General features: G+C 39.0%; 25 protein-coding genes. 17 read left to right on the plus strand and 8 right to left on the minus strand.

Annotated elements, in window-relative coordinates:
- Window positions 1–33 precede the first annotated feature (33 nt).
- From H5161_RS09910 to H5161_RS09925, 4 genes are all read right to left on the minus strand, one after another.
- Window positions 34–870: a mechanosensitive ion channel family protein gene (locus tag H5161_RS09910; RefSeq protein ID WP_002958733.1), complete on the minus strand. Its 837-nt coding sequence runs from the start codon at window positions 868–870 to the stop codon at window positions 34–36.
- A 38-nt stretch (window positions 871–908) separates the two neighbouring features.
- On the minus strand, window positions 909–1,652 hold the full coding sequence (locus H5161_RS09915; RefSeq protein ID WP_182720282.1) for an LrgB family protein: 744 nt from the start codon (window positions 1,650–1,652) through the stop codon (window positions 909–911).
- Complete coding sequence (locus tag H5161_RS09920) at window positions 1,645–1,998, minus strand: CidA/LrgA family protein (RefSeq protein ID WP_010553207.1); 354 nt, start codon at window positions 1,996–1,998, stop codon at window positions 1,645–1,647. The genes H5161_RS09915 and H5161_RS09920 overlap by 8 nt, the downstream gene beginning before the upstream one ends.
- 71 nt (window positions 1,999–2,069) lie before the next feature.
- Window positions 2,070–2,861 carry a crotonase/enoyl-CoA hydratase family protein gene (locus H5161_RS09925; protein WP_024603617.1) on the minus strand — a complete coding sequence of 264 codons (792 nt, stop codon included), beginning with the start codon at window positions 2,859–2,861 and terminating at the stop codon, window positions 2,070–2,072.
- A gap of 367 nt (window positions 2,862–3,228) precedes the next feature.
- Here H5161_RS09925 and H5161_RS09930 point away from each other — a divergent pair, with 367 nt between their 5' ends.
- Genes H5161_RS09930 through H5161_RS09940 form a run of 3 tightly spaced genes read left to right on the plus strand, consistent with a single transcriptional unit; the run spans window position 3,229 to window position 4,912 of the window.
- Window positions 3,229–3,549, plus strand: a complete 321-nt coding sequence (locus tag H5161_RS09930; protein WP_182769187.1) for an HI1450 family dsDNA-mimic protein — start codon at window positions 3,229–3,231, stop codon at window positions 3,547–3,549.
- Window positions 3,550–3,591: 42 nt separating this feature from the next.
- Window positions 3,592–4,404 (plus strand): DUF481 domain-containing protein, encoded by an 813-nt coding sequence (locus H5161_RS09935; protein WP_024597159.1) that lies wholly within the window; start codon window positions 3,592–3,594, stop codon window positions 4,402–4,404.
- 25 nt (window positions 4,405–4,429) lie between these two features.
- A complete protein-coding gene (locus H5161_RS09940) occupies window positions 4,430–4,912 on the plus strand; it encodes a hypothetical protein (RefSeq protein WP_002958727.1) in 483 nt (160 codons plus the stop codon).
- A 41-nt stretch (window positions 4,913–4,953) separates the two neighbouring features.
- Here H5161_RS09940 and H5161_RS09945 read toward each other — a convergent pair whose 3' ends face one another.
- On the minus strand, window positions 4,954–5,439 hold the full coding sequence (locus tag H5161_RS09945; RefSeq protein WP_002958726.1) for a peptidylprolyl isomerase: 486 nt from the start codon (window positions 5,437–5,439) through the stop codon (window positions 4,954–4,956).
- A gap of 12 nt (window positions 5,440–5,451) precedes the next feature.
- Window positions 5,452–6,363: a folate-binding protein YgfZ gene (locus H5161_RS09950; RefSeq protein ID WP_002958725.1), complete on the minus strand. Its 912-nt coding sequence runs from the start codon at window positions 6,361–6,363 to the stop codon at window positions 5,452–5,454.
- A 164-nt stretch (window positions 6,364–6,527) separates the two neighbouring features.
- Between H5161_RS09950 and H5161_RS09955 the strand changes: the two genes are divergently transcribed.
- Window positions 6,528–6,779: a succinate dehydrogenase assembly factor 2 gene (locus H5161_RS09955; RefSeq protein ID WP_002958724.1), complete on the plus strand. Its 252-nt coding sequence runs from the start codon at window positions 6,528–6,530 to the stop codon at window positions 6,777–6,779.
- A 55-nt stretch (window positions 6,780–6,834) separates the two neighbouring features.
- Window positions 6,835–7,191, plus strand: a complete 357-nt coding sequence (locus tag H5161_RS20120) for a hypothetical protein (protein WP_024597157.1) — start codon at window positions 6,835–6,837, stop codon at window positions 7,189–7,191.
- Here H5161_RS20120 and nadB read toward each other — a convergent pair.
- Window positions 7,166–8,776 (minus strand): L-aspartate oxidase, encoded by a 1,611-nt coding sequence (gene nadB, locus H5161_RS09960; RefSeq protein WP_154903488.1) that lies wholly within the window; start codon window positions 8,774–8,776, stop codon window positions 7,166–7,168. The genes H5161_RS20120 and nadB overlap by 26 nt on opposite strands.
- Before the next feature lie 245 nt (window positions 8,777–9,021).
- Here nadB and rpoE point away from each other — a divergent pair, with 245 nt between their 5' ends.
- From rpoE to pdxJ, 10 genes are all read left to right on the plus strand, one after another.
- Complete coding sequence (gene rpoE, locus H5161_RS09965; protein ID WP_002958721.1) at window positions 9,022–9,603, plus strand: RNA polymerase sigma factor RpoE; 582 nt, start codon at window positions 9,022–9,024, stop codon at window positions 9,601–9,603.
- 1 nt (window position 9,604) lies between these two features.
- Complete coding sequence (locus H5161_RS09970; RefSeq protein WP_182769188.1) at window positions 9,605–10,222, plus strand: sigma-E factor negative regulatory protein; 618 nt, start codon at window positions 9,605–9,607, stop codon at window positions 10,220–10,222.
- A gap of 4 nt (window positions 10,223–10,226) precedes the next feature.
- A complete protein-coding gene (locus H5161_RS09975; RefSeq protein ID WP_024594972.1) occupies window positions 10,227–11,177 on the plus strand; it encodes a MucB/RseB C-terminal domain-containing protein in 951 nt (316 codons plus the stop codon).
- 20 nt (window positions 11,178–11,197) lie between these two features.
- On the plus strand, window positions 11,198–11,647 hold the full coding sequence (locus tag H5161_RS09980) for a SoxR reducing system RseC family protein (protein WP_024594973.1): 450 nt from the start codon (window positions 11,198–11,200) through the stop codon (window positions 11,645–11,647).
- Window positions 11,648–11,922: 275 nt separating this feature from the next.
- Window positions 11,923–13,710 carry a translation elongation factor 4 gene (lepA, locus tag H5161_RS09985; RefSeq protein WP_002958717.1) on the plus strand — a complete coding sequence of 596 codons (1,788 nt, stop codon included), beginning with the start codon at window positions 11,923–11,925 and terminating at the stop codon, window positions 13,708–13,710.
- A 16-nt stretch (window positions 13,711–13,726) separates the two neighbouring features.
- On the plus strand, window positions 13,727–14,662 hold the full coding sequence (gene lepB, locus H5161_RS09990) for a signal peptidase I (RefSeq protein WP_002958716.1): 936 nt from the start codon (window positions 13,727–13,729) through the stop codon (window positions 14,660–14,662).
- Between the two features lie 2 nt (window positions 14,663–14,664).
- Window positions 14,665–15,342, plus strand: coding sequence for a ribonuclease III (rnc, locus tag H5161_RS09995; RefSeq protein WP_002958715.1), 678 nt, complete (start codon window positions 14,665–14,667; stop codon window positions 15,340–15,342).
- Window positions 15,332–16,264, plus strand: a complete 933-nt coding sequence (gene era / locus H5161_RS10000) for a GTPase Era (protein ID WP_002958714.1) — start codon at window positions 15,332–15,334, stop codon at window positions 16,262–16,264. The genes rnc and era overlap by 11 nt, the downstream gene beginning before the upstream one ends.
- Window positions 16,265–16,284: 20 nt before the next feature.
- Window positions 16,285–16,977 (plus strand): DNA repair protein RecO, encoded by a 693-nt coding sequence (gene recO, locus H5161_RS10005; RefSeq protein WP_002958713.1) that lies wholly within the window; start codon window positions 16,285–16,287, stop codon window positions 16,975–16,977.
- A gap of 22 nt (window positions 16,978–16,999) precedes the next feature.
- A complete protein-coding gene (gene pdxJ, locus H5161_RS10010; protein WP_002958712.1) occupies window positions 17,000–17,731 on the plus strand; it encodes a pyridoxine 5'-phosphate synthase in 732 nt (243 codons plus the stop codon).
- Between the two features lie 81 nt (window positions 17,732–17,812).
- On the opposite strand, the gene barA is transcribed toward pdxJ, so the two are convergent.
- Window positions 17,813–20,587: a two-component sensor histidine kinase BarA gene (gene barA, locus H5161_RS10015; protein ID WP_024594975.1), complete on the minus strand. Its 2,775-nt coding sequence runs from the start codon at window positions 20,585–20,587 to the stop codon at window positions 17,813–17,815.
- Between the two features lie 109 nt (window positions 20,588–20,696).
- On the opposite strand from barA, the gene rlmD reads away from it, so the two are divergent.
- A complete protein-coding gene (gene rlmD, locus H5161_RS10020; RefSeq protein ID WP_182747728.1) occupies window positions 20,697–22,022 on the plus strand; it encodes a 23S rRNA (uracil(1939)-C(5))-methyltransferase RlmD in 1,326 nt (441 codons plus the stop codon).
- 8 nt (window positions 22,023–22,030) lie between these two features.
- The gene (gene relA, locus H5161_RS10025) at window positions 22,031–24,187 is read left to right on the plus strand and encodes a GTP diphosphokinase (protein WP_182769189.1); all 2,157 of its coding nucleotides are present in this window, start codon (window positions 22,031–22,033) and stop codon (window positions 24,185–24,187) included.
- The last annotated feature ends 2 nt before the right edge of the window (window positions 24,188–24,189 follow it).

A 24,189-nucleotide genomic window follows, 5' to 3' on the forward strand; every position in this document is an offset into this window, starting at 1 on the left:
CTTGCAGATATGCAAGCTCAAAATAAAAATAAATTAGCTTTCTAGGTCGGCTTTGTTAATTGTAATGACGCGTTGAGGGAATGGAATTTCAATATCAGCGTTATTAATTGCTTTATAAACACCACCGTTAATAGCCAGTTTGGTTTCGATAATTTTAGTAGTAGGCACCCAATATCGGTAGCTTATTGTAACACCGCTATCGGCGAAGCGTTCAATACCCACTTGTGATAACGGATTTTGTGCGACTAATTCATGTGCTTTAAGTACGTCTTCAATGAGGCTAATCGCGTTATCAGAGCATGCACTATAAGCTATATCTATTTCACCTTTGACCAATGAGTAACTAAATGAGTTATGAAGTATTTCACCCACTATGTGCTTATTTGGAATGGTGATTTCTACTTTTTCTTCATTGATTAAAATAGTGTAGCCAAGCTCAATTGTTTTAACTTGGCCGCTTACATTTTTAACTTCAATAGTATCACCAACAACAAAAGGTCGCGTGGCTATAATGGCAAGGCCTGCACCATAATTAGAAAGCATTCCTTGCAGCGCTAAACCAGCACCTAAAGATGCAGCACCAATGGCTGCTACAAATGGCGTAACGCTGATACCTATTTTGCCAAGTGCAATAATTATAACCATTACAATGAGCAGTACTTTTACCACGCTACTGACAAAGTTAGTGAGCGTAATATCAACGTTATGGCGGGTCATTAACGCGGCTACAAATTTGGCAAGCTTTTGTGCTATCCACAAACCAATGAGGACGATAAAAATAGCGCCAACAATTTGCATACTGTAGGTAACCATATACTCAGTAAGCATGGTGTAATATTTTTCAAACTGTTCGATTTCAGAACTGATCATAAAGCGCTCTATGTTAGGGCTATGTTGTATTTTTCCAACTATAGCAAAATGTTGACTAAAAATGGATATAACAGCGGCACTATAATCGCTGTTAATAAAGCACTTAGTGCCATTGCAACTGATGAGTAAGCGCCTACTTTTGGATGCTCAGCAATAGCAGCAGCGGTCCCAATTGCATGGCAAGCTGTGCCCATGGCAACGCCTTGAGATTCGTGATTAAAAATATTAATGAGTTTAAAAAGCATAAAACCAAATAAAGCGCCTAGTAAACCAATAAAAATAACTAAAGCCGCAGCAAGTGAGCTAATCCCTCCTAACGAGTCGGTAACAATTAAAGATATTGGGGTCGTCACACTGAGTGCGGCAACAGATGCACTTAGCTGTGCAGGTGCGTTAAATAATATGCTTAGCAAAAATGCCACAACGGTTGCGTTAACAATGCCTAAGCTACATGTTGCGACTATGAGTAATAGATTTTTTCGTACGTGTGTAAACTGCTGATATAAAGGAAGCGCTAGAGCCACAATTGCGGGCTCTAATAACCAGCTTAGTAATTTGCTGTGCGTGGCAAATTGCGTATAAGGCAAATTTAGATTAACGAGTAATAAAGCAATAATACTAATACTTAAAAATACGGGGTTGGTGAGCGATTTAAATACGCTGCTTTTTATACTTTGGTTTACGGCCCTTAGCGCTAAAAATAATACAATAATGAAAGGAATACTTAGCCACCATAAATTAGGCTGTAGCTCTGAAATAGCGGAAAAAGTAAAATTAGTCATTATTTTCTCTTCCCTTAAAGTACGCAATTACACTGCTAACAAGCAATAAGGTAGTTATAGGGACAAGCACCACAACTGATGCTAAAAATGCCCAGTGCGATTTTATAAGGCCGAGATGCTCAATAAATCCCACGCCAGCTGGAATGAAAAAGATAGGCATAATATTTAAAATAGGGGAGGCGCATGGTTTTACATGTTGCTCTTTTACAATACCCGATAAGAGTAAAACTAATAAAATAACCATAGCGAGTAGCGGTGCAGGAAAGCTTCCACCAATAAAGTGCATAATGAGTTTAGCGCAGGCTAAACATAGTAAAATAATAGCGCTACTGAGCAGATATTTCATCAAAGTGGCTCACAGAAAAGATAAAAGCTTAACTTTAACAAATCAAACTCTTTTATGCATTGTGCAATAGTCTACCAATGCTTTGTATTTGCGTAGGTTATATCCGCTTTTCCTTTTGCTTTAGCAATTGCTTTTTTAGTGTTTGGGTTTAGCAGTAAGCGAATTTGGCTGAAAGTTTCTTTAGCGAGTATTTTTCGTTGGTTTGGTTTATAGCTAAGTTGTGTAACACGTTTAATAGCAGCAAGCGTATCGGGTGAGCGCTCAAGTAATGTATTGAGCATGTTTTGCGTGGCTTGTTGAGTATCATCGGTAAGCTGAGTAACTAAACCTAGCTCATTTGCTTGTTGTGCTGTGATTGGGTTTGCGTGGCTTGCAAGCCAAAGTGCTTGGTCACGCTTAACTAAACCGCTCATCATTACATTTGCGCCCATATCGGGGCACAAGCCCCAACGCGCTTCCATAATGGCAAGCTTGGCATCAATATGAACAATCCTGTAATCAGCACCCAGCGCTATTTGTAATCCTCCCCCTAAACAGTTGCCATCAATTTGTGCAATAACAGGCACGCTCAGTGACTGCCAGCCTAATACTACTTTTTGCGCTAAATTTTGATTGCCAGGTAACCATTTAAGCAATAATTTTATAATATTCAATGGTGCCGCCATTACGGCTGATATATCAAGCCCTGCACAAAAATGCTCGCCATCGCCTTTTATTACTACAGCACGAATACTGCGATCTCTTTTTATGTTTTTAATGGCTTTGTTTAGCTCTACAAACATTTCAAAGCTTAATGCGTTTTGTTTTTTTGCTCTGCTAAGCGTGACGGTTGCAATGCCATTTTGTTTTTCTAGTTTTATCATTACACACTCCTCTGACCTGTTAGTTGAGCTTATGTTGTTATAAGAATTAAGTAAAGTGACGGTATTTTTTAAATAAATGGAATTTATTGCTAAAGCTGTAGTCTTAAAGGGTTAGATTTAGATGAGAAAAAGCTAAACAATTAGAACTTGAGATAATAAAATTTTTTACGTTGTTATTTTAAGCTTAAATTAAAAAAGTAATCTTGATATTCAATGGGTTAGTTAAATTGTTATTTATTGTTTGAGCTGTATGCTGAATAAAGCATGACTCAGTTACAAAAAAGTCAGTGTTTTACGCTTTTTTTTATCAAAATGATGATGAGATTTGATAATATAGCGCAATTTAAAAGCTTAAGGTTAAGCACATATGTCGGGTCCACGTTTATATACGGTAGAAGAAGCTACTCACCAAGCTTATGATATTTTTTTAGAGCTAGCGCCAAATAACTTGAGTGATAAAGATGTTGAAGACTTTAATGAGTTTAGAGAAGACCTAGGCTTTATCGAAGAAGACGAGCCAGACGATCAGTGGCAAGATTTTGTTGCCCTTGAGATTGAGCCAGAGCACTTTATTCAGGTGCTAGTTGGTTTAGAATTTGAAAATGATGATGTTTTGTTTGCTAAAATTTTGATTAGTCGTGATAAAGATGCTCCATTTTGTCATATTTTATGGAAAGAGAATGAATAAGCAATACCGCTTATTTTTATAATTGTGTGCAGAGAGAGTGTTGTGCGTAAGTATTTATTTTTAATTTTTTTAATAATTAGCTGCCCAAGTTGGGCTGTTGATCCATTTGAAGATTTTCATGAATATGGCAAGCTCTCTGATGAAGAAATTCATGAGTTACACAAAGGTGATATGCTTTACGGTGATACTGAATTTGGTTTTATTCTAAGTAAAGGTAACACCAATTCGACCAGTTTTAAGCTCAAAGGTAATTTATACCAAGATTTTGAAAAGTGGCGTAACCAATTTAAAATAGACTCTCTTTATAAGCGTGATGAAAACGATGAAAGCGGTGGCACTGATGTTACAGCTAATCGTATTTTTGTATCAGCGCAAGGTAACTATAAAGTAGGTGTTAAAAACTCCTCATTTTTTATTTACGGTGATTACGAAGAAGACGAGTTTAGTGGACTTGATTTTAAAAGCACGGTGGCGACAGGCTATGGTGCGCGTGTATATCAAGGCTCTAAAAACAAAGTAGATATTGATATAGGACCTGGTTTATACCGTTCAGTCGCCGATGAAGATTCGGATGTGAGCGAAGATGAAATTGATAAAACCGGTTATTTAGTACGTGTTGCAATGCAGTGGGAACGTTTGGTCTCTAAGCGTACTCGTTTTAATCAAGATGTGAGTATAGAGCAGTCGCTTTCAGGTCTTAATTCTCGCTTAAAATCGGAAACCGCACTGATAAGCCAAGTGATTGGCGCGGTATCACTCAAATTTACCTACATGTATCGTTATAATTCAAAACCCGAAGATGATAAACTCAAGTTTGACTCAGAGCTGAGTGCTACATTGGTATACAGCTTTTAAGTATTTATTTAAATTAGAGAATATTATGTATCAGCATAAACAGTATGCGGTGTTTATCTTTTTTGTATTAGCGTGGATTGGCGGTTTTGTGGCGCTTGCGTGGAACTTGTTAGGCGCTGATGGACCTTTAATAATATTTACTGGGATTTTAGTGCTGGTGGGCTTTTTGTTCCATGGCCTAACAGTAAAAGTAGATGATAAAAATATTAGCTGGGCGTTTGGTCCAGGCGTTGCTGGGCAAAGTATTGAGCTTAGCGAAGTAGCAGAAGCAAAAGCAGTTCAAAACTCTTACAGGCACGGTATTGGTATGCGAATTACTCATGATGGTTGGGTATATACAGTATCTGGCTTTAGTGCAATACAGTTAACGCTCAAAGATGGCACCTTGTATAGAGTTGGTACAAACGATCAAAAAGGTTTACTAGCTGCTTTAAAAGAAAAAAACGTATCTATCGCGCTGCCTAGTAAGCCAAAAGCTGAAACGGTTAAGCGTAACAATATGATATAAAAAAAGCGCCTAAGGCGCTTTTTTATTTGTTTAGCAGTACATTAGTGGTCGTGACCACACCCACCTTCGCCATGTACGTGGCCGTGAGTTAATTCATCTTCTGTCGCATCACGTACTTCTAGTATTTCTACATCAAAGTTAAGTGTTATACCTGCAAGTGGGTTATTACCATCTACAATCACTTCTTCATCTTGGATATCGATGATCATTACTGATTGGTCACCATCATCTGTTGATGCACGAAATTGCATGCCAACTTCAATTTCCATACCTTCAAACATTGATTTAGGTACTGCTTGCATTAGGTTTTCGTGGCGCTCGCCGTAACCTTCTTCAGGTTCAACCTTTACGCTAAGCGTGTCGCCTGGTTGCTTGCCCAGCAAAGCATTTTCTAGGCCTGAAATTAAATAGCCTGTGCCAATGATAAAGTGTAGTGGCTCACCACCGAACGAGTTATCAATGCTATTGCCATCATTATCCATTACTGAATAATGCATTTTTACCACTTTGTTTGCCGCAACGATCATAGTCATTCCTATTTATTCATCTTCAAGAGAGTAGGGTAGAGGCAGAATGCTTAGCTCCACCTGAGGTGTGTGTTTTGCACGAAGTACCTGAGTTACATCAGTATCGTTTGGCAACACAACGAGGCCTGTTAATTTATTTGTTTGCTCATCAAAGCTTTGTGCAATAAGTTTACCTGCACGGCGCCAATTTTCGCCTAATTGGGTTTCTAAATCAGGCTCTGAAAGAATCCCTTCGCTTTGCCCCGAAACGATATACATTGCACGTTTATTTTTACCAAGGTACTTCATACGGGCTACGGTTTCTTGACCGGTATAACACCCTTTTTTGAAACTTATACCGCCAATAGCATGTAGGTTTACCATTTGAGGAACGTACTCGCCAATTGCATCTGCACTTAGCTGAGGCTCACCGGCAAGCATCGCTGCTTGTTGCCAAGGGGCTTCGTTATCAAGTGTGGATACGTTATCAGGCATGCTAAATTGGTTATCAACCATTATTAAAACACGGTTATCAGCTAATTTTAGCGCTTTACCATTCGTAAAATCACACGCGCTTGCATCGCCTTCAAAGCTAATATCAAGTTGTGCCAGTACATCAGATAAATCATCACCAATTAAACCAATTAAACGCTTTGAGCATTCAGTAATATCAACTTTTGCAAATACAGCGTATTTTTTAAGTTCAGCTAATGATTTTTCAACTTCAGCTTGGCTACCCGCAAGGTAGTAGCTATCTTGGTAAGAAAATAATTTAAATACACCCCAAAGTTTACCTTTGGCGCTGCAATGGCCAGCCCACAAATAATTACTGCTGGTTAATTTATTTAGATCTTGAGTGATTTGTCCGTGCAAATAAGATAATTTATCAGCACCGCAGAGGCTAATAAGTTGATGAGATAACGGACATGCATAAACGCTCGACATAAAAACCTTCTTTGCAATATAAATGAAGTGACATAATAACGCAGTTGTTACGTATGGTACAGACAAGCGCTTATTGGTGTGGGTTTATTATTTAATGAGAGATTAATAGCTGCTAAATAGGCTTGTGTTTGTTAAACTCGAGTCAATTAAGTATGAGGTTTAAAATGGTTGAAATTCATAGTAAAGCACGTATTCGTTGGGCTTGTCGTCGTGGCATGTTAGAGCTAGATGTTTTGTTTATGCCGTTTGTAGAAGAAGCATACGACTCTTTGAGCGCAGAGCAACAGGCTATCTTTCAGCGTTTGCTAACAGAAGAAGACCCTGACTTATTTGCATGGTTTATGGGTCATGAAGAATGTAAAGACGAGCAGTTAAACGGTATGGTTTCGCTGATCTTAGACCGAGTTCGTGTATAGGTTTACGGTTACAAATAATAAAGCTGACCACAAACCAATTGTGGTCTTTTTTTGTATGCTCAGTTTTATATTATGTTTATTTTTAGATTCACTATTAGCCATGCTTTTTTGTTTAATACTAAATGCACTAGCTGGCTTGATAATGTGGCGCAAAGTATTAGCAATTCACCCAAATGAGGGAATTATAATATTAGAACCAAAGTTATTTAGATTTGAGGGCGAGAGCTTAAAAATTCAGGGTGAAATAAGTAACAAAAGCCGATTTTATGGTAATAATATATGGCTTCATATTAAAGGTTTTAGTAACAACCATTGGCTTATAATTTCAGCCAATGGCGTTAATGAGCAAAGTTATGCGCGTCTAAAACGTGCCACTGTCGGCGCAATTAATTGCGTTTTGGAGTCAAAATAGTCGGCGTTGGGTTTTCACTTTGTTCAGGGTAATCAATAGTGTAATGCAAGCCTCTGCTTTCTTTTCGCTCCATAGCACTTCTAATAATTAGCTCTGATACTTGCACTAAATTACGAAGCTCAAGTAAGTTGTTACTTACTCTAAAGTTTGCATAGTAATCGTGTATTTCTTGCTGTAGCAACTCAACTCTATGCAGTGCTCGTTCTAAGCGTTTAGTAGAGCGTACAATACCTACATAATCCCACATAAATAAACGTAGTTCATGCCAGTTATGGGTAATAACAATTTCTTCATCTGAGTTACTAACACGGCTCTCATCCCAATGAGGAAGCGCTATCGGCTCTGGTGCATGTTCAATTTTACTTAAAATATCTTTAGCTGCAGCGTGGGCAAATACAATGCACTCTAATAGTGAATTACTTGCCATACGGTTTGCACCATGTAAGCCTGTGTAAGCAACTTCACCTACAGCATATAAGTTATCGAGATCTGTTTTGCCGTTAAAGTCAGTCATTACACCACCACAGGTGTAATGCGCAGCAGGCACAACTGGGATTGCTTCTTTCGTTATATCGAGGCCTACACTTAAGCATTTTGCGTAAATAGTAGGAAAGTGCTCAATAATAAAGTCTTTATCTTTGTGGCTAATATCTAAATAAACACAATTGGCGCCTAAGCGCTTCATTTCAAAATCGATTGCGCGTGCCACTATATCGCGTGGAGCAAGCTCTTCACGGCTGTCAAAGTCTTTCATAAAACGAGTGCCATCTGGGCGTTTTAAATAAGCCCCTTCACCGCGCATGGCTTCGGTAATTAAAAAGTTTTGTAGCTCTGGATGATAAAGACTTGTTGGATGAAATTGATTAAATTCCATGTTGGCAACTTTACAACCTGCACGCCAAGCCATTGCAATACCATCACCACTTGATACGTCTGGATTGGATGTATATAAATACACTTTACTTGCACCACCGGTTGCAAGAGCAACAAATTTAGCTGAGATGGTTTCTACCTTTTTAGCTTTTTTGTTCCACACATACATGCCTTCAATGTGTGAGCCTGTTTTTCCGGCGCTTTTATCTGTGATTAAATCAATGGCGTTGTATTGCTCTAAAAGCGTTATATTTTTATGAATTTTAACTTGGCTGATAAGTGTTGTTTGCACCGCTTTGCCTGTTGCATCGGCTGCATGCAATATACGACGATGGCTGTGACCACCTTCACGTGTTAAGTGAAAACGCTCTTTTCCTTTGCTATCAAACTCCATATCAAAGGGTACGCCTTGGTCGATTAACCACTGTAGGCAATCGTGGGCATTGCTGGCGGTATAATGAACAGCGTCTCTATCGCATAAACCGCCGCCTGCATCGAGTGTATCTTCAACATGAGATTCTATGCTGTCGTTTTGTTTATCAAATACAGCAGCTATACCGCCTTGGGCATACAAAGTAGAACCTTCGGTAAGCGCTCCTTTACTGATCACGGTAACGTTACAATAATTAGCTAGAGATAATGCAAGTGATAAGCCTGCTGCGCCGCTACCTATAATAGCGACATCTGCAATGTGATGTTTATTTTGGTTCATGTCAGAGGTACTTTGCGGTTACAATGCTCATATAGAGCAATATTTGTTTTTAATATCTGTAGTTGTATCATATTTGTCATACTACTACGTAGTGATTTTAAAGGCTTAGCGCCGTTATTATCATCTATTTTATAAAAAAATAATATTAAGCAGAACTTTTTATTCATAAAGAGGTCAGAGTATTTGTGAACAATGACGACAATATGAATAACAAGCAAAAATCAGACATAGGAGTACCGGCTCGAATGAGCGAGCAGGAATTAGATTTAGTGCTAGTAAAAAGGGTCCAGCAAGGAGATAAAAACGCCTTCAACCTATTAGTAAAGAAGTATCAAAACAAAATTGCAGGTTTGATCTCACGTTATGTATCTAACCAAGGCGATATTGCTGATGTAGCACAAGAAGCTTTTATTAAAGCTTACCGTGCACTTCCTAACTTTAGAGGTGACAGCGCCTTTTACACGTGGTTATACCGTATTGCCGTTAATTGTGCTAAAAATTACTTAGTAGCCCAGGGGCGTAAGCCGCCAGCAAATGATATAGACGCTGAAGATGCCGAGTTTTATGATTGTGCAGATTCAATGCGATCGAATGCATCTCCTGAAAACCTACTTTTAAGCGAAGAAGTACGCGCTGTTATTTTTAATACGATTGATAGTTTGCCTGAAGATCTTAAAACCGCAATCACCCTTAGAGAAATAGAAGGGATGAGCTATGAAGAAATAGCAGTGGTAATGGATTGCCCAGTCGGGACTGTGCGTTCGCGTATATTTCGTGCCCGTGAAGCAATAGATAACAAATTAAACCCATTAATAGGCGAGTCTTAGTATGACAAAAGCACACCTTAACAAGTTAGATAACGAAGCGTTATCGGCATTACTTGATGGCGAGCAACATCTAACTGATGCAAAAATTGCAGAGCAAGATGTAACTACGTTTGGCCGTTATGCGTTAATTGGTGATGCGATGCGTGCTCAAAAAAATAATAACGACATACATATTGATATTAGCGATCGCGTTGCATTAGCACTAGAAAGCGAGCCTGTTTATGCTGACTTTAGTCAGTCAAAAACACAGCCTCAAGCAATCACTGAAACAGTACAAGATAATAAAGTAGTCGCTTTTAATTGGCGCAAACCAGTTGCCCAATTAGCTATTGCAGCAAGTGTAGCGATGTTTACTATTGTGGGCGTTAATACGCTTCCTCAAAGTAACAATGAGCAGCAAAGTGAAATTCCATTACTGCAAACCACACCGCTAGCAGGTATGGCCTCGCCAGTAAGTTATTCGTCTGAGCCTGCGCTTGAAAATGCTGAGCAAGGTTTACGTGAACTACAGCAACAGCGTATTGGTGCGTTAGTTCTTGAGCATCAACGCCAAGCACGAGTTGCGAATTCTTTAGAAACAGCGCAAACTAATACCAAAGCGTCTGAGGAAAAAAACTAATTAAATGAAAGTAATCACTTTTGTTCTGTCGTTGGTAGTAAGCTTTAATGCATTTGCCAACGACACAAATCCTGCCAAAGATTTATTACTCAAAATGGCTAATGCCGTTCACACCCGTAATTTTGACGCCTCGTTTGTGGTTGTCAAAGGTAAAACAATGGAACCCTACCGATGGGTGCATGCTTTACAAGGTGACACCGAACTTGAGCATTTAAGTTTACTTAACGGTGCTGGGCTTGAAATGGTCCGTATCGATAATCAAGTTACTTATTTTGAACCTCAGTCTGAACCATATTCTCTAAAAACAGATTCAATAGCAGGTCCAATCCCTGAAGTACTATTTAAAGATATAGATCGCTTAAGTGCGCACTATGATTTTGTACTAGGCGGCAAAGGGCGTATTGCAGGGCGCGCAGCGCAACTTGTTCGCATTGAATCTAAAGACGAGTATAAATATAATTATTGGATTTGGCTGGATATGGAATCGTCGTTGTTGCTAAAAGCCGCGTACGTTAACCATGAAGGTGAAGCCTTAGAGCAGTTACAGCTTACACATATTAGTGTGACAGAGCAGCCAGCCGGTATGCTAGTTGAAGTGCTCAATCGAAACTTTCCAACGCCTTTGCCAAACAATGCACTTATAAATGAAGATAGTACTGCCACTAATTGGAAAATTAGCTGGTTACCAGATGGCTTTGAGTTGCTAAAATCAGACAGACATAAGCTCGATTTAAATAACGAGTTAACTGATTATTACTTGTTCTCTGATGGTTTTGTTGAGGTTTCTGTATTTATTCAGCGCCCATTACCAGGTAAGCGTTTAAGTGGAGCACTCACTTCTGGTGCAACGACAGTATATGTGCATAATGGCGGTAATTTTGATGTTTCGGTTGTTGGTAATGTACCGAGTATGACCGCAAAAGCGATTGCAGAGTCAGTTACCCGCGCACTATAGACGATTCCGTAAGGATTGTTATGATTGAACAAACCCTCACTGTTGTGGCCCTCGATGGCCACATTGCTCATTTAGAAGCACAGCAAAAACAAGCTTGCGAAGGCTGCAATGGTCGTTGCGGCTCACAAGTGTTTAGTAAATTATTTGGCACTGCAAAAAAAACCTTTCCTTATAAATTTGAATCCTCTGTAGAAATAGGGCAAAAGGTCACTTTGTCACTAGATGATAGTCATGTCGTTAAGCATGCTTTTGCGGTTTACATGCTACCGCTCCTTTTGAGTCTTGTTTTTGCATTTGTTGCGGCGCAATTGTTTATAGCTTCCGAAGGCTGGCAGATTTTAGCTGCTGCTCTAGGTGGCGTTACTGGCTTTTTTATAGCTAAAACTCGCGTGAAATCTCTAAAGCACGATATAAAAGTTATAAAAATTCACCCAATTAGTATCCCTTTAACTCAAATAGATGGTGATTGACGCCAATTAAATGTAAAATTGCCGTTTTATACCAAAGTAACTTGGAAATACAGGGAATCGTGGTTTTTTAAATTATTTTATCTGGCTGAATTATTTAAGTTAAGTAAATATAACTTATTGTTATTCAATACATAAAATGGTTGTAACCCATCTTAAAAAGCGTAAGTACAGTTTGTTATATACAAATTTAGCTTATGGCATCCTAAAGCAAGTATTTTCAAGTCACTTAGGTATTCATATTTAGTCCATTAAAATAGAAGTATAGAATCCAGTTTATGAAGCATATCCGTAATTTTTCGATCATCGCCCATATTGACCATGGTAAATCGACCCTTTCAGATCGTTTGATCCAAGTTTGTGGCGGTTTAACCGACCGTGAAATGCAAAAACAAGTTTTGGATTCAATGGATATTGAGCGCGAACGTGGTATTACCATTAAAGCGCAAAGTGTAACGTTGAATTACAAAGCGAACGACGGCGAAACCTACCAACTTAATTTCATTGATACTCCAGGACACGTTGATTTTACGTATGAAGTTTCACGATCTTTAGCTGCTTGTGAAGGCGCGTTGCTTGTTGTTGATGCAGGCCAAGGCGTTGAAGCACAAACACTAGCTAACTGTTACACCGCTATTGAAATGGAATTAGAAGTAATTCCAGTACTTAATAAAATCGATTTACCGCAAGCGGATCCTTTACGTGTTGCAGAAGAAATTGAAGAGATTATTGGTATTGATGCCCTTGATGCAGTGCAGTGTAGCGCTAAAACAGGTGTAGGTATTGCCGAAGTTCTTGAAATGATCGTTAAAGATGTACCGCCGCCAGTAGGCGACAAAGATGCACCTTTACAAGCACTTATTATCGATTCTTGGTTTGACCCATACCAAGGCGTTGTATCACTAGTGCGTATTAAGCACGGTGAATTACGCACTGGCGACAAAATTAAAATAATGTCGAACGAGCATATACATACTGCTGACCAAGTAGGTGTGTTCACTCCTAAGCAAACCAACACCGGTATTTTAAGAACAGGTGAAGTAGGGTTTGTTATTGCTGGTATTAAAGAGATACATGGTGCGCCAGTAGGTGACACTATTACTCATCAAAAAAATGCAGCTCCACTTCGCTTACCTGGCTTTCAAAAAATTAAGCCTCAGGTTTATGCGGGTATGTTCCCAATTGCATCAGATGAGTATGAATCGTTCCGTGATGCACTTAATAAATTAAGCTTAAACGATGCGTCGTTATTCTTTGAACCAGAGAATTCAACTGCACTTGGCTTTGGTTTCCGCTGTGGCTTTTTAGGTATGCTACACATGGAAATCATTCAAGAGCGTTTAGAGCGTGAATACGATATTGATTTAATTACAACAGCACCTACGGTAATCTATGAGATAGTTACTAAAGAAGGTACATTTCAGATTGATAATCCATCTGATTTGCCTGCAGTAAACGATATTGTAGAGATTCGAGAGCCGATTGTTGAAGCTAATATTTTGGTACCACAAGAATACCTAGGTAACGTTATTACTTTGTGTATTGAAAAACGTGGTAGCCAAACAAAAATGACTTATCACGGAAAGCAAGTAGCTGTAACGTACGAGCTACCTATGGCTGAAGTGGTGATGGATTTCTTTGATAAATTAAAATCAACTAGCCGTGGTTTTGCGTCGCTTGATTATAACTTTAAACACTTTCAAACATCAGATATGGTGCGTGTTGATATTTTAATCAATGGTGAGCGCGTTGACGCACTTGCGATAATTGTTCACAGAGATGGTGCACAGTCTCGTGGTCGCCAGTTAGCTGATGCGTTAAAAGAGCTTATCCCACGTCAAATGTTTGATATAGCGATTCAAGCTGCTATCGGACAACATGTTATTGCCCGTACCACGGTAAAACAATTACGTAAAAACGTAATTGCTAAGTGTTACGGTGGTGATGTGAGCCGTAAGAAAAAGCTACTTAAAAAGCAAAAAGATGGTAAAAAACGTATGAAGCAAGTAGGTAATGTTGAAGTGCCTCAAGAAGCGTTTTTAGCTATTTTAAAAGTTGGCAAATAAAAACAAAGGATTATAAATGGCTGGTTATTTTTCAGTTTTATTGGTGTTATTAACTTTAGGCTCAGGCTTAATATGGTTAATAGATCACTTAATGTATGCACCTAAAAGACAGGAGCGCTTAGCGATAGCGCAAACGTCTGCTGGAGCTCCGTTAGATGAAGAAACGGCGGCATTAATTGCACCAGAACCAGTACTAACAGAAACAGCAAAGTCGATTTTCCCGATGATTGCAGCAATTACTATTTTTAGATCATTTATCTTTGAACCGTTTCAAATTCCATCCGGTTCAATGATGCCTACATTATTAGTAGGTGATTTTATTTTAGTACAAAAGTATTCATATGGAATAAAAGACCCTGTTTGGCGTACTCAATTAGTTGATATTGGGCAGCCTGAGCGTGGTGATATTGTTGTTTTTAAATACCCTTTAGATGAAAATGTTGACTATATTAAACGTACAATTGGTTTACCTGGCGATAAAATTGTTTATCGCGATAAACGTTTATATATTCAGCCAAATTGTAAAGAAGGCGAAACCCAGCAGGGTGAGCTTTTATGTAATGAATTCAATAAAATTGATTTTAAACTAATTAATGATAACGAATTTAAACAAGGCCCAATGCCTCTAGCTCGTGTAAATGAAAATTTAACAACAGTTACGCATGATATATTAATCAACCCACAAGCGCCTGAGAGAAAAGGGCGTTACTACCAGCAACCGGGCACGCCTTCTGATGAATGGACTGTTCCTGCTGATCATTATTTTATGATGGGTGATAACCGCGACAACAGCCAAGATGGTCGCTTTTGGGGCTTTGTACCAAAAGAAAACTTGGTGGGTAAAGCTGTCTTTATATGGATGAGTTTTGAATTTGAGAATGGCCCTGATGATATTTTACCAGGATGGGTTCCAACTGGTGTTCGCTTTGAGCGCCTAGGTAATATTCAGTAACGATGAAAAAAAATGTAACAGAATTATATAAAAAAATTGGCTATGAATTTGCCGATCAAGGTTTACTTGAGCAAGCAATGACGCACCGCAGCCACAAAGGCCAGCATAATGAGCGACTAGAATTTTTAGGCGACTCTATTTTAAGCTTTGTGATTGCCAATGCACTTTATGCCAAATTTCCTAAAGCGCGTGAAGGCGATTTAAGCCGCATGCGCTCAACGCTTGTGCGTGGTCAAACACTTGCCGAGTTTGGTCTTGAATTTGGCCTAGGCGATTATTTACGCTTAGGGCCGGGCGAGCTTAAAAGTGGCGGTTTTCGTCGCGAGTCAACGCTTGCTGATGCAGTAGAAGCTATTATTGGCGCTGCATTTTTAGATTCAGGTATTGATAGCTGTGGCGATCTTATATTGTCATGGTACGAATCACGATTAGATGCTATTTCACCAGGGCTTAACCAAAAAGATCCGAAGACCCTGCTGCAAGAGTATTTGCAAGCCCGTAAATTATCTTTACCGGGTTACACTGTGGTTGATACCAAAGGCCAAGCACACAATCAAACATTCACGGTTGAATGTATTGTTGATGGAATGGATAGCATAATTTCTGTAGGTAGCTCGCGCCGTAAAGCCGAACAAAAAGCTGCTGAAAAAGCATTGAAGATACTTAAAAATGAACCTTGATACCCTAATACAGCCTCATGAAGGTGATGTAGATACGTTTTGTGGAATGGTTGCTATTGTAGGGCGCCCAAACGTAGGTAAGTCGACTTTGCTTAATGAAATTATTGAGCAAAAAGTGAGTATTACCTCACGTAAACCACAAACCACGCGTCATCGTATTATGGGTATTCATACCGAAGGTAAACACCAAGCGGTATACATAGATACACCAGGTCTACACGTTGAAGAAAAACGTGCGATTAACCGTTTAATGAACCGTGCCGCGTCTAGTTCCATCGGCGATGTTGAGCTTATTATTTTTGTAGTTGAGGGCACTCATTGGAATGCCGATGACGACATGGTACTTAATAAAGTATCGCAAAGTGGTAAGCCGGTATTATTGGTTATTAATAAAATAGACCAAGTTAAAGACCGTGACCTTGTGTTGCCTCATATGAAGTGGTTAAGTGACAAGTTTGATTTTGTTGGAATTATGCCAGTATCGGCAACGCAAGGTAAAAATGTTGATTTAATCAAAGCAGAAGTAACTAAACGCTTACCTCCTTGCGAATTTTACTTTCCGGAAGATTATGTAACTGACCGTTCAATGCGCTTTATGGCAGCTGAAGTAATTCGTGAAAAACTAATGCGTTTTATGGGCGAAGAATTGCCGTATTCTGTAACTGTTGAAATTGAGCAGTTTAAATGGCAAGACAACGGTATTTGGCATATCAACGGGTTAATTCTTGTTGAGCGCGAAACACAAAAACGCATGGTTATTGGTAATAAAGGCGAAAAGCTAAAAACCATTGGCCGTGAAGCCCGTAAAGACATAGAAGAAATGCTTGATAACAAAGTGTTTTTAGAGCTTTGGGTTAAAGTTAAGTCGGGTTGGGCTGACGATGAACGTGCACTAAGAAGCTTAGGTTACAGTGAAGACTAAACCAAGCAGTAGCTTAGTGAATGGATAGCGACTTCTACACCGCGTATTTATTACATCGGCGTCCTTATAGTGACTCCCAAGTAATGTTAGATATGCTTGTAGAAGGCGTTGGTCAGTTAAGAATGCTGGCCCGAATCAGTGGTCGCCAGGCCACTAAACATAAAGCACAACTTCAGCCGTTTCAGGCACTGCTTGTTAATTACAGTGGCAAGTACGATTTAAAATATATCAATAAGTTTGAACTGCATGGGAACTCGCACTTTTTAAAGGGTGATGAGCTTTATTGTGGTTTTTATTTAAATGAGCTTACTAATCGTATCGTTCCTGTTAACGAGCCAATTGAACAAGTATTTGAGCTATATAAAACTCATCTATCAAACCTAAACAGCGGGGCCAATTTACAAGAAGTGCTTCGCTCATACGAGTTTCAACTATTGGAATTACTCGGTTATGGCGTGGATTTTAGTTTTGACGCCAGTGGTGAACCAATAGATGAAAAGCAGACGTATAGTTATTTCCCCGAACTTGGTTTTTTAGTACAAGAAGATACACGTTCTGGATTTAGTGGCAAACAACTCAACGCCATAGCAAATCATGACTTTAGCCAAAATGATGTGCTATATATGGCAAAGCAATTAAGTCGCTATTTATTAAAACCCTTATTAGGTAGTAAACCATTAAAAAGCCGCGAGCTATTTATGGCCTCTCAATAAACGTAATTTTACAGGTAAGAAAATGAAAGATATTCTTTTGGGTGTAAACGTAGATCATATTGCAACACTTCGCCAAGCGCGTGGAACAAGCTATCCAGATCCCGCTCATGCAGCCAGTGTAGCAGAGCATGCAGGCGCAGACGGTATTACGATTCACTTACGTGAAGACAGACGCCATATTCAAGATCGCGACGTTTATGTAATGGCTAAAACCATTCAAACTCGTATGAATCTTGAAACCGCTGTTACCGATGAAATGATAAAAATCGCGCTTGAAGTAAAACCTGAGTACGTGTGTTTAGTACCTGAAAAGCGCGAAGAATTAACAACCGAAGGTGGCTTAGACGTAGCCGGTAATATAGATAAAATTAAAGCAGCAACAAAAACGCTTACCGAAGCGGGTATTAAAGTATCGCTATTTATTGATGCAGATAAAGCACAGTTAGATGCAGCCAAAGAATGTGGTGCTCCTTATGTAGAAATACACACAGGCGCGTACGCTGATGCCACAAATGATACTGATTTACACAAAGAGTTAGAGCACATTCGTGAAGGTGTTAAATACGCAGCAAGCTTAGGTTTGATTGTTAACGCTGGCCATGGTCTTCATTATCATAACGTGAAACCAATCGCTGCAATGCCTGAGATTTATGAGCTAAATATTGGTCACGCTATTATTGCTCGTGCAGCTATAGATGGGCTCGATAAAGCCGTACGCGACATGAAACGATTAATGATTGAAGCAAGAATGTAAGATAAGCAAACATAAGTATTTAAAAAGCTTAATAAAAAAACGCGGTAAATACCGCGTTTTTTTGTATCTAAAATTCAAAGCTTATCTTTGCAGTTCGGTCACACTTGCATCTGCAAGTAAGTTTTCAAGCTCATCTTGTAACTCAAATAATTCAGGTTCAATATTCTCTAACAAGCATTTATTTTTAAGCGATGTTTCGATTGTTTCTGCGAGTGATTTAAGTTTAGGTACACCAGTGTAACAACATGCACCATGAAACTTATGGACAATACTTAACACTTGCTGGCAATCGTTACTCTCTATTGCTTTAGCAAGTAATGTAAGGGTCTCAGGGACACTTAAAAGTAGCATGTTAAGCATCTCTAGCGCTAACTCGCTCTTTCCGCCAGCACGCTGCAGGGCTTGTGCCCAATCAATTCTACTACTTTGAAATGGTGCAGGACTTTGTGGTGTATCTGTCTTAGCTTTGTCACGATTAACAGGAGTCTGTGGACTATGGTCGCTAATAATTTGTTTAAGCATATCTTCATCAATAGGCTTAGTTAAATAGCCTTTAAAGCCATCTTTTAGTAGTTGCTCTTTTTCGCTTTGAAGGGCGTGTGCCGTTACAGCGATAATGGGTGTATCTTCATTAAGTGATGATTCTTGTATAAGCTTACATGCGGTTATACCGTCCATAATTGGCATTTGTATATCCATAAAAATTATGTCGTATTTATGACTTTTACTTAAACTGTATGCCTGTGAACCATTATGAGCCGTTTCTATTACTTCAATCTGTTCACTTAGCAAAGTATGGAGAAGTTTTAAATTAGCATCGTTATCATCAACAACCAATACTTTTAACGGCAGTAGAGCTTGATCGTTTTGTTCAATATTATGAGTCGGGTGGTCAAGTCTGTAAGGTGCTGCAAGTACTTCACATAACTTACGGTGATTAAGTGGCTTACTTAAACATGCATCAGCTCCGCTGCCTATAAAGGCTTCTCGCATATTGTGCGATACAGTATTAAGCATTAAATATAAGTAATCAGTAGATTCACGCACGGCTTTTACATAGCTTTTTAGTTGCTGCATATCATCAACTGATGCCATATGGCCAATTAAGCAAACGTCATATTTATGTTCAGTATTTTTTATAGCGTCTAAAAAGCTAGTTTCGTTAAAGCATGCCGTAACGTTTGATTCCCACTGGGTTAATAACGAAAGTACGGCATGGTGCGTATGCTCATGTGGCTCTAAATATAAGATACGCTTACCAATGAGCGATTTAGTCGGTAAGTCATTTGTAAATACGTGATTTGGCAAACTAAACACACTATTGAATGTAAAGCAGGTACCGTTACCAGGCGCAGAATTTAACGTTATACGACCACTCATTGCTTCAACAATATGCTTGGTAATAATAAGACCAAGGCCTGTACCACCAAACTTACGTGTAATGCTTGAGTCTGCTTGCCCAAATGGAGTGAATAAAGAGTCTTGCTTATCCATTGGTATACCCACGCCAGTATCTGTTACTGACACAAGTAAAGAAGTGCGTTCGTCGTCGAGTAACCGATGGCTTATGTCGACCTTAATAGAGCCTTTTTCGGTAAATTTAATCGCATTACTTAACAGGTTTATTAAGACTTGTTTAAAGCGAGTGGGATCGCCTGTTAAGTCATCCGGTACTTGTTGGTTAATGTAAATGGATAGCTCTAATTGCTTATCGTGTGCGCTAGGAGCGAGTAGTGTCATTACTTCATTTACAGCATCACGAAGTTGAAACTGAATCGACTCAAGCTCCATTGCCCCCGCTTCTAGTTTGGAGAAGTCTAAAATGTCGCTAATAATAGTCATTAAACTATTTGCTGAGAGCATAATAGTGTCGAGGTAATCTTTTTGATGTTTATTCAGCGGTGTTTTATAAAGCTGGCGTGTAAATCCAATAACACCGTTTAACGGAGTACGAAGCTCGTGACTCATTTTAGCTAAAAAGTCTGATTTTACACGGTTAGCATCTTGCGCTTCTTTTTTTGCAAACGAGAGCTCTATATTTGACGTTTCGTATTGCTCTAGTGTTTCGCGGTAGTCGCTTGTTGCTTGATCAATATTTTTTTGCATTTCATCTTTTTGCATCACCATAGTGTGAGCAATGGTGTTTAAGCCTTCTCGAAGTAACTCAAACTCACCAATCATGTTGTCGTTAAGGCCAGTACTTCTTTTACCTTCAACTAACTTGTCGGTTGCAAGTACTAACTTATTAAGCGGCGTCATAAACATGCGGCTTAACTTTAAAGCTAAAATAGCTGCAAACACCAATGATAAAATAATTACAATACCGCTAATTAATAAAGCTCGTTGTTGCCCTATAACAGCTTGGTCTTTATTTAGCTGTATAATAACGGTGCCCAGAGATGACTGAAAAGCCGACGGGTCCCATTTAGAATCGTGACTTGTATGGTTAATAATGGGTGTGAAAAATGTAACAAGCTCATCTGACTTTTGCACATGGGTGGTTTTTAAATTTATGAGCGTTTTTTGACTAATTAACTTTTCAAATGAGCGGTGATAATTACTGGTCATTAATAGCGCATTATTTTTATCAAAAATTGCAATCGACTTAATTGTAGGGGAGTGCTTGTTATGTGTGTAGCTTATAAGGCGATTCAATAGCTGTTTGTTTTTTTCGAGCATGGGTTGCTCAAGCGCAATAGCAAGGGGCTCAGAAATAGTAGTGCCTTGCTGATATAAAATTTCATCAAGCTCAATGTAACGATTTATTGTAAAATAGCCACCAAGTAGTAATCCTATGATCACCGTTGGGATCAGGGTCAGTGTTAAAACAGAATCGCGTAAGCCTAATTTGGTCATAATGAGAGCGTTTTATCGTTATTAGTATGACTTGAGTATATACGGTTCAACACGCATTCTAAAGCATCTAAATATAGGTGCTTCATAAATAAAGTTAAGGTAATGCCTAATGGCGCAAATTTTTAAAGCGAAAAAAAAACCGTTAAAGCAACAAACACTAGAATTGACTATAACGGGAATGGATCATCAAGGGCGTGGCATTGCTAAACATAACAATAAAGTATGTTTTGTAAGCGGTGCATTACCAAACGAAACAGTCAAAGCAACACTCGTCGAAGATAAAGCTAAATACAGTAGTGCAAAAGTAACTAAAGTTATTCAAGCGAGTGAATCAAGAGTAGATGCTTTTTGTGAGCACTATAATCAGTGTGGTGGTTGCCAATTACAGCATTTAGAAGTAAGCCAACAAGTTGTAGAAAAACAAACTGCAGTTACTCAGTTATTTAGTAAGTTTGCTAAATTAAACAGCTTAAACTGGCAAGCCCCATTATTAAGTAAACCTGTGCATTACAGACGCAGCGCTCGTATAGCTGTTATGTTTGATAAAGCAGCTAAAAAAATGCGCGTGGGTTACAGAGCAAGTGGCTCAAAAAATATTGTGAGTATTAATAAATGTGCAGTACTTGATGAAGTATTTACAGATGTTTTTACACTTTTTGATGATTTAATTAATCAACACAAAGCACTGCACAGTATAAGCCATTTACAGTTATGCCAAAGTGATAAACAAAACTTTGTTGTTATTCGTCACACTAAAGCAATTAATGATGATACAAAGGCTTTGGTTGAGCACATAACAAAAAGCCAGCAGTTTAAAATTGTATGGCAAAGCGAGAGCGATGCAATAGAACATTCACACTTAGCCATGCCATTTTATTATCTTAAAGAATTTGATCTAAAATTTGAATTTGGTTTAGGTAATTTTATTCAGGTAAATGCGCAAGTTAACGAAGCTATGTTAAAGCAAGCTGCAAATTGGCTTGATTTAAAAGGTGATGAAAATTTATTGGATTTATTTTGTGGGATTGGTAATTTCTCATTAGTGTTAGCAAAACAAGCAAAATCTGTAATTGGTGTAGAAGGTGTGACTTCAGCGGTTGCAATGGCTGCTCAAAATGCGCAAACTAACTCTATTACCAATGCGCAGTTTCATTGCTTTGATTTAACCCAAAGCATACAGAGCGCCCCATGGTTTAGCAAAAACTTAGATGTGCTTGTACTCGATCCTTCGAGGACTGGTGCTATGGCTGTATTAGAGGAATTACCTTTAAAGCAGTTTAAAACTATTTTATATGTCTCTTGTGACCCTGTTACTTTAGCCCGTGACAGCGCAATTATTTCACAAGCTGGCTTTGATCTTAATAAAATTGGGCTAATGAATATGTTTCCTCATACAGGGCATATTGAAACTATGGCGTTATTTCAACGGAGGTAGAACGCATTATGGTAGCTACACGACAATCACATCAACAAGATGAGACAACAGATTTTAGCACTCGGCTTTCATTTCTTGCCTTGTCTGAAGAAAAAACAGAGCTACTTACTAAAGCCCAAGCGCTCTGCGTAAAATGTGATAGTGAAAGCAGGCAAACTACTGCAATCGAAATGGTTGAAATTTTAGCTGAGCTAAATCTCGACCCCGAATCGTTAGCTACTGCGTATTTAACCCCGTATTTTTTAAACGACTTAATATCGCTTGAAACCATCGAAGAGCAGCTTGGGAATAACATTGCCATGCTGCTAACTGGGGTTGCACAAATGGCCACTATTAGTACTTTATCGCATCAAGGTAAAGGCACTATGCAAGTTGATAATATTCGAAAAATGTTATTAACCATGGTTGAAGATGTGCGCGCCGTGGTCATTAAGCTTGCCGAGCAGGTATGTCATTTACGCAATGTAAAAAATGCGGATGAAGAAGACCGCGTCATTGCCGCTAAAGAAACGGCTGATATTTTTGCACCATTGGCAAACAGATTAGGAATAGGGCAATTAAAATGGGAACTGGAAGATTTATCGTTTAGATATTTGCACCCAGGCACCTATAAAAGCATAGCCAAACAACTTGACGACAAACGCCTTACACGCGAAGCCTACATGGAAGATATGGTTGAGCAAGTAAAAACCCGTTTAAGTGAAGCGGGCATAGAAGCCCAAGTTTATGGTCGTCCTAAGCACATTTACAGCATTTATAAAAAAATGCAGCAAAAAAACTACGAGTTTGATCAGCTTTTTGATATTCGGGCAATGCGTATCGTCGTTGAACGCCTGCAAGACTGCTACGGTGCGCTGGGCATTGTGCACACCAATTGGCGTCATCTTAATAAAGAGTTTGACGACTATGTAGCAACCCCAAAGCAAAACGGCTATCAGTCAATTCATACCGTGGTATTTGGACCTGAAGGTAAAACGGTAGAGATACAAATTCGTACCAGCGACATGCATCAAGATGCTGAGTTAGGAGTGGCTGCACACTGGATGTACAAAGAAGGTGCATTACCAGGGCGCGGCTCGGGTTATGAGCAAAAAATCAGCTGGTTGCGTAAGCTACTCCAATGGCAAGAAGAAGTGGTTGATGGTGGCGATTTAGCAGAAGAGCTTAAAAACCAAGTAGTAGAAGATCGCGTATACATATTTACCCCAAGCGGCGATATTATCGATTTACCACTTGGTGCTACACCGCTTGATTTTGCTTACTACATCCACTCAAATGTGGGGCATCGTTGTATTGGTGCAAAAATATTCGGCAAAATAGTGCCGTTTACGCATCAACTTACAACAGGAGATCAGGTAGAAATACTGACCCAAAAACAACCAAATCCAAGTCGTGATTGGTTAAACCCGTCATTAGGATACATTAAATCATCCCGTGCTAGAGCTAAAATCCACCACTGGTTTAAACAGCTCGACCGCGACAAAAACTTAAGTGCGGGGAAAGAAATTCTCGACAGTGAATTACAAAAGCTCAATTTAACATATAAAGATTTAGAGCCAGCCATTAAGCGTTTTAACTTTAAAGAGCTGGATGACTTAATGGTTGCGATTGGTGCGGGCGATGTTCGCCTCAATCAAATGCTTAACTTTGTAAGTGATCGGACAGAAGATGAGCCGGTTATTCGCATTAAAGCACCAAGTAAAGTAACTGGTGATAAAAACGGCATTGTGGTTGATGGTGTTGGCAGCCTAATGAGCCATGTAGCCAAGTGCTGTCGCCCAGTACCTGGCGATGAAATAATAGGTTATATAACCCAAGGTCGAGGAATAGGTGTTCATAAGGAAGACTGTGATTCGTTTAATAACTTAAAAAACCAGCATCCTGAGCGTGTTATTTCGGTAAGTTGGTCAGATGATATTAACGGCTCGTACGCACTAAGTATTAAAATAGAAGCCACCGATCGTTCAGGGTTGATACGCGATATAAGCTCAGTACTTGCTAACGAAAAAGTAAATGTTTTAAACATGAACGTAAATACGGTTGAAGATAATCAGTTAGCTATATTTACAATGCAAATAGAAGTACATGACTTATCGGGTACTAACCGTGTTCTTTCTAAATTACACCAAATTGAAGGTGTACATGATGCCAAGCGTGGTCATTAATC

This window comes from Pseudoalteromonas sp. SG43-5, from assembly GCF_014164345.1.
GTDB lineage: Bacteria > Pseudomonadota > Gammaproteobacteria > Enterobacterales > Alteromonadaceae > Pseudoalteromonas > Pseudoalteromonas distincta.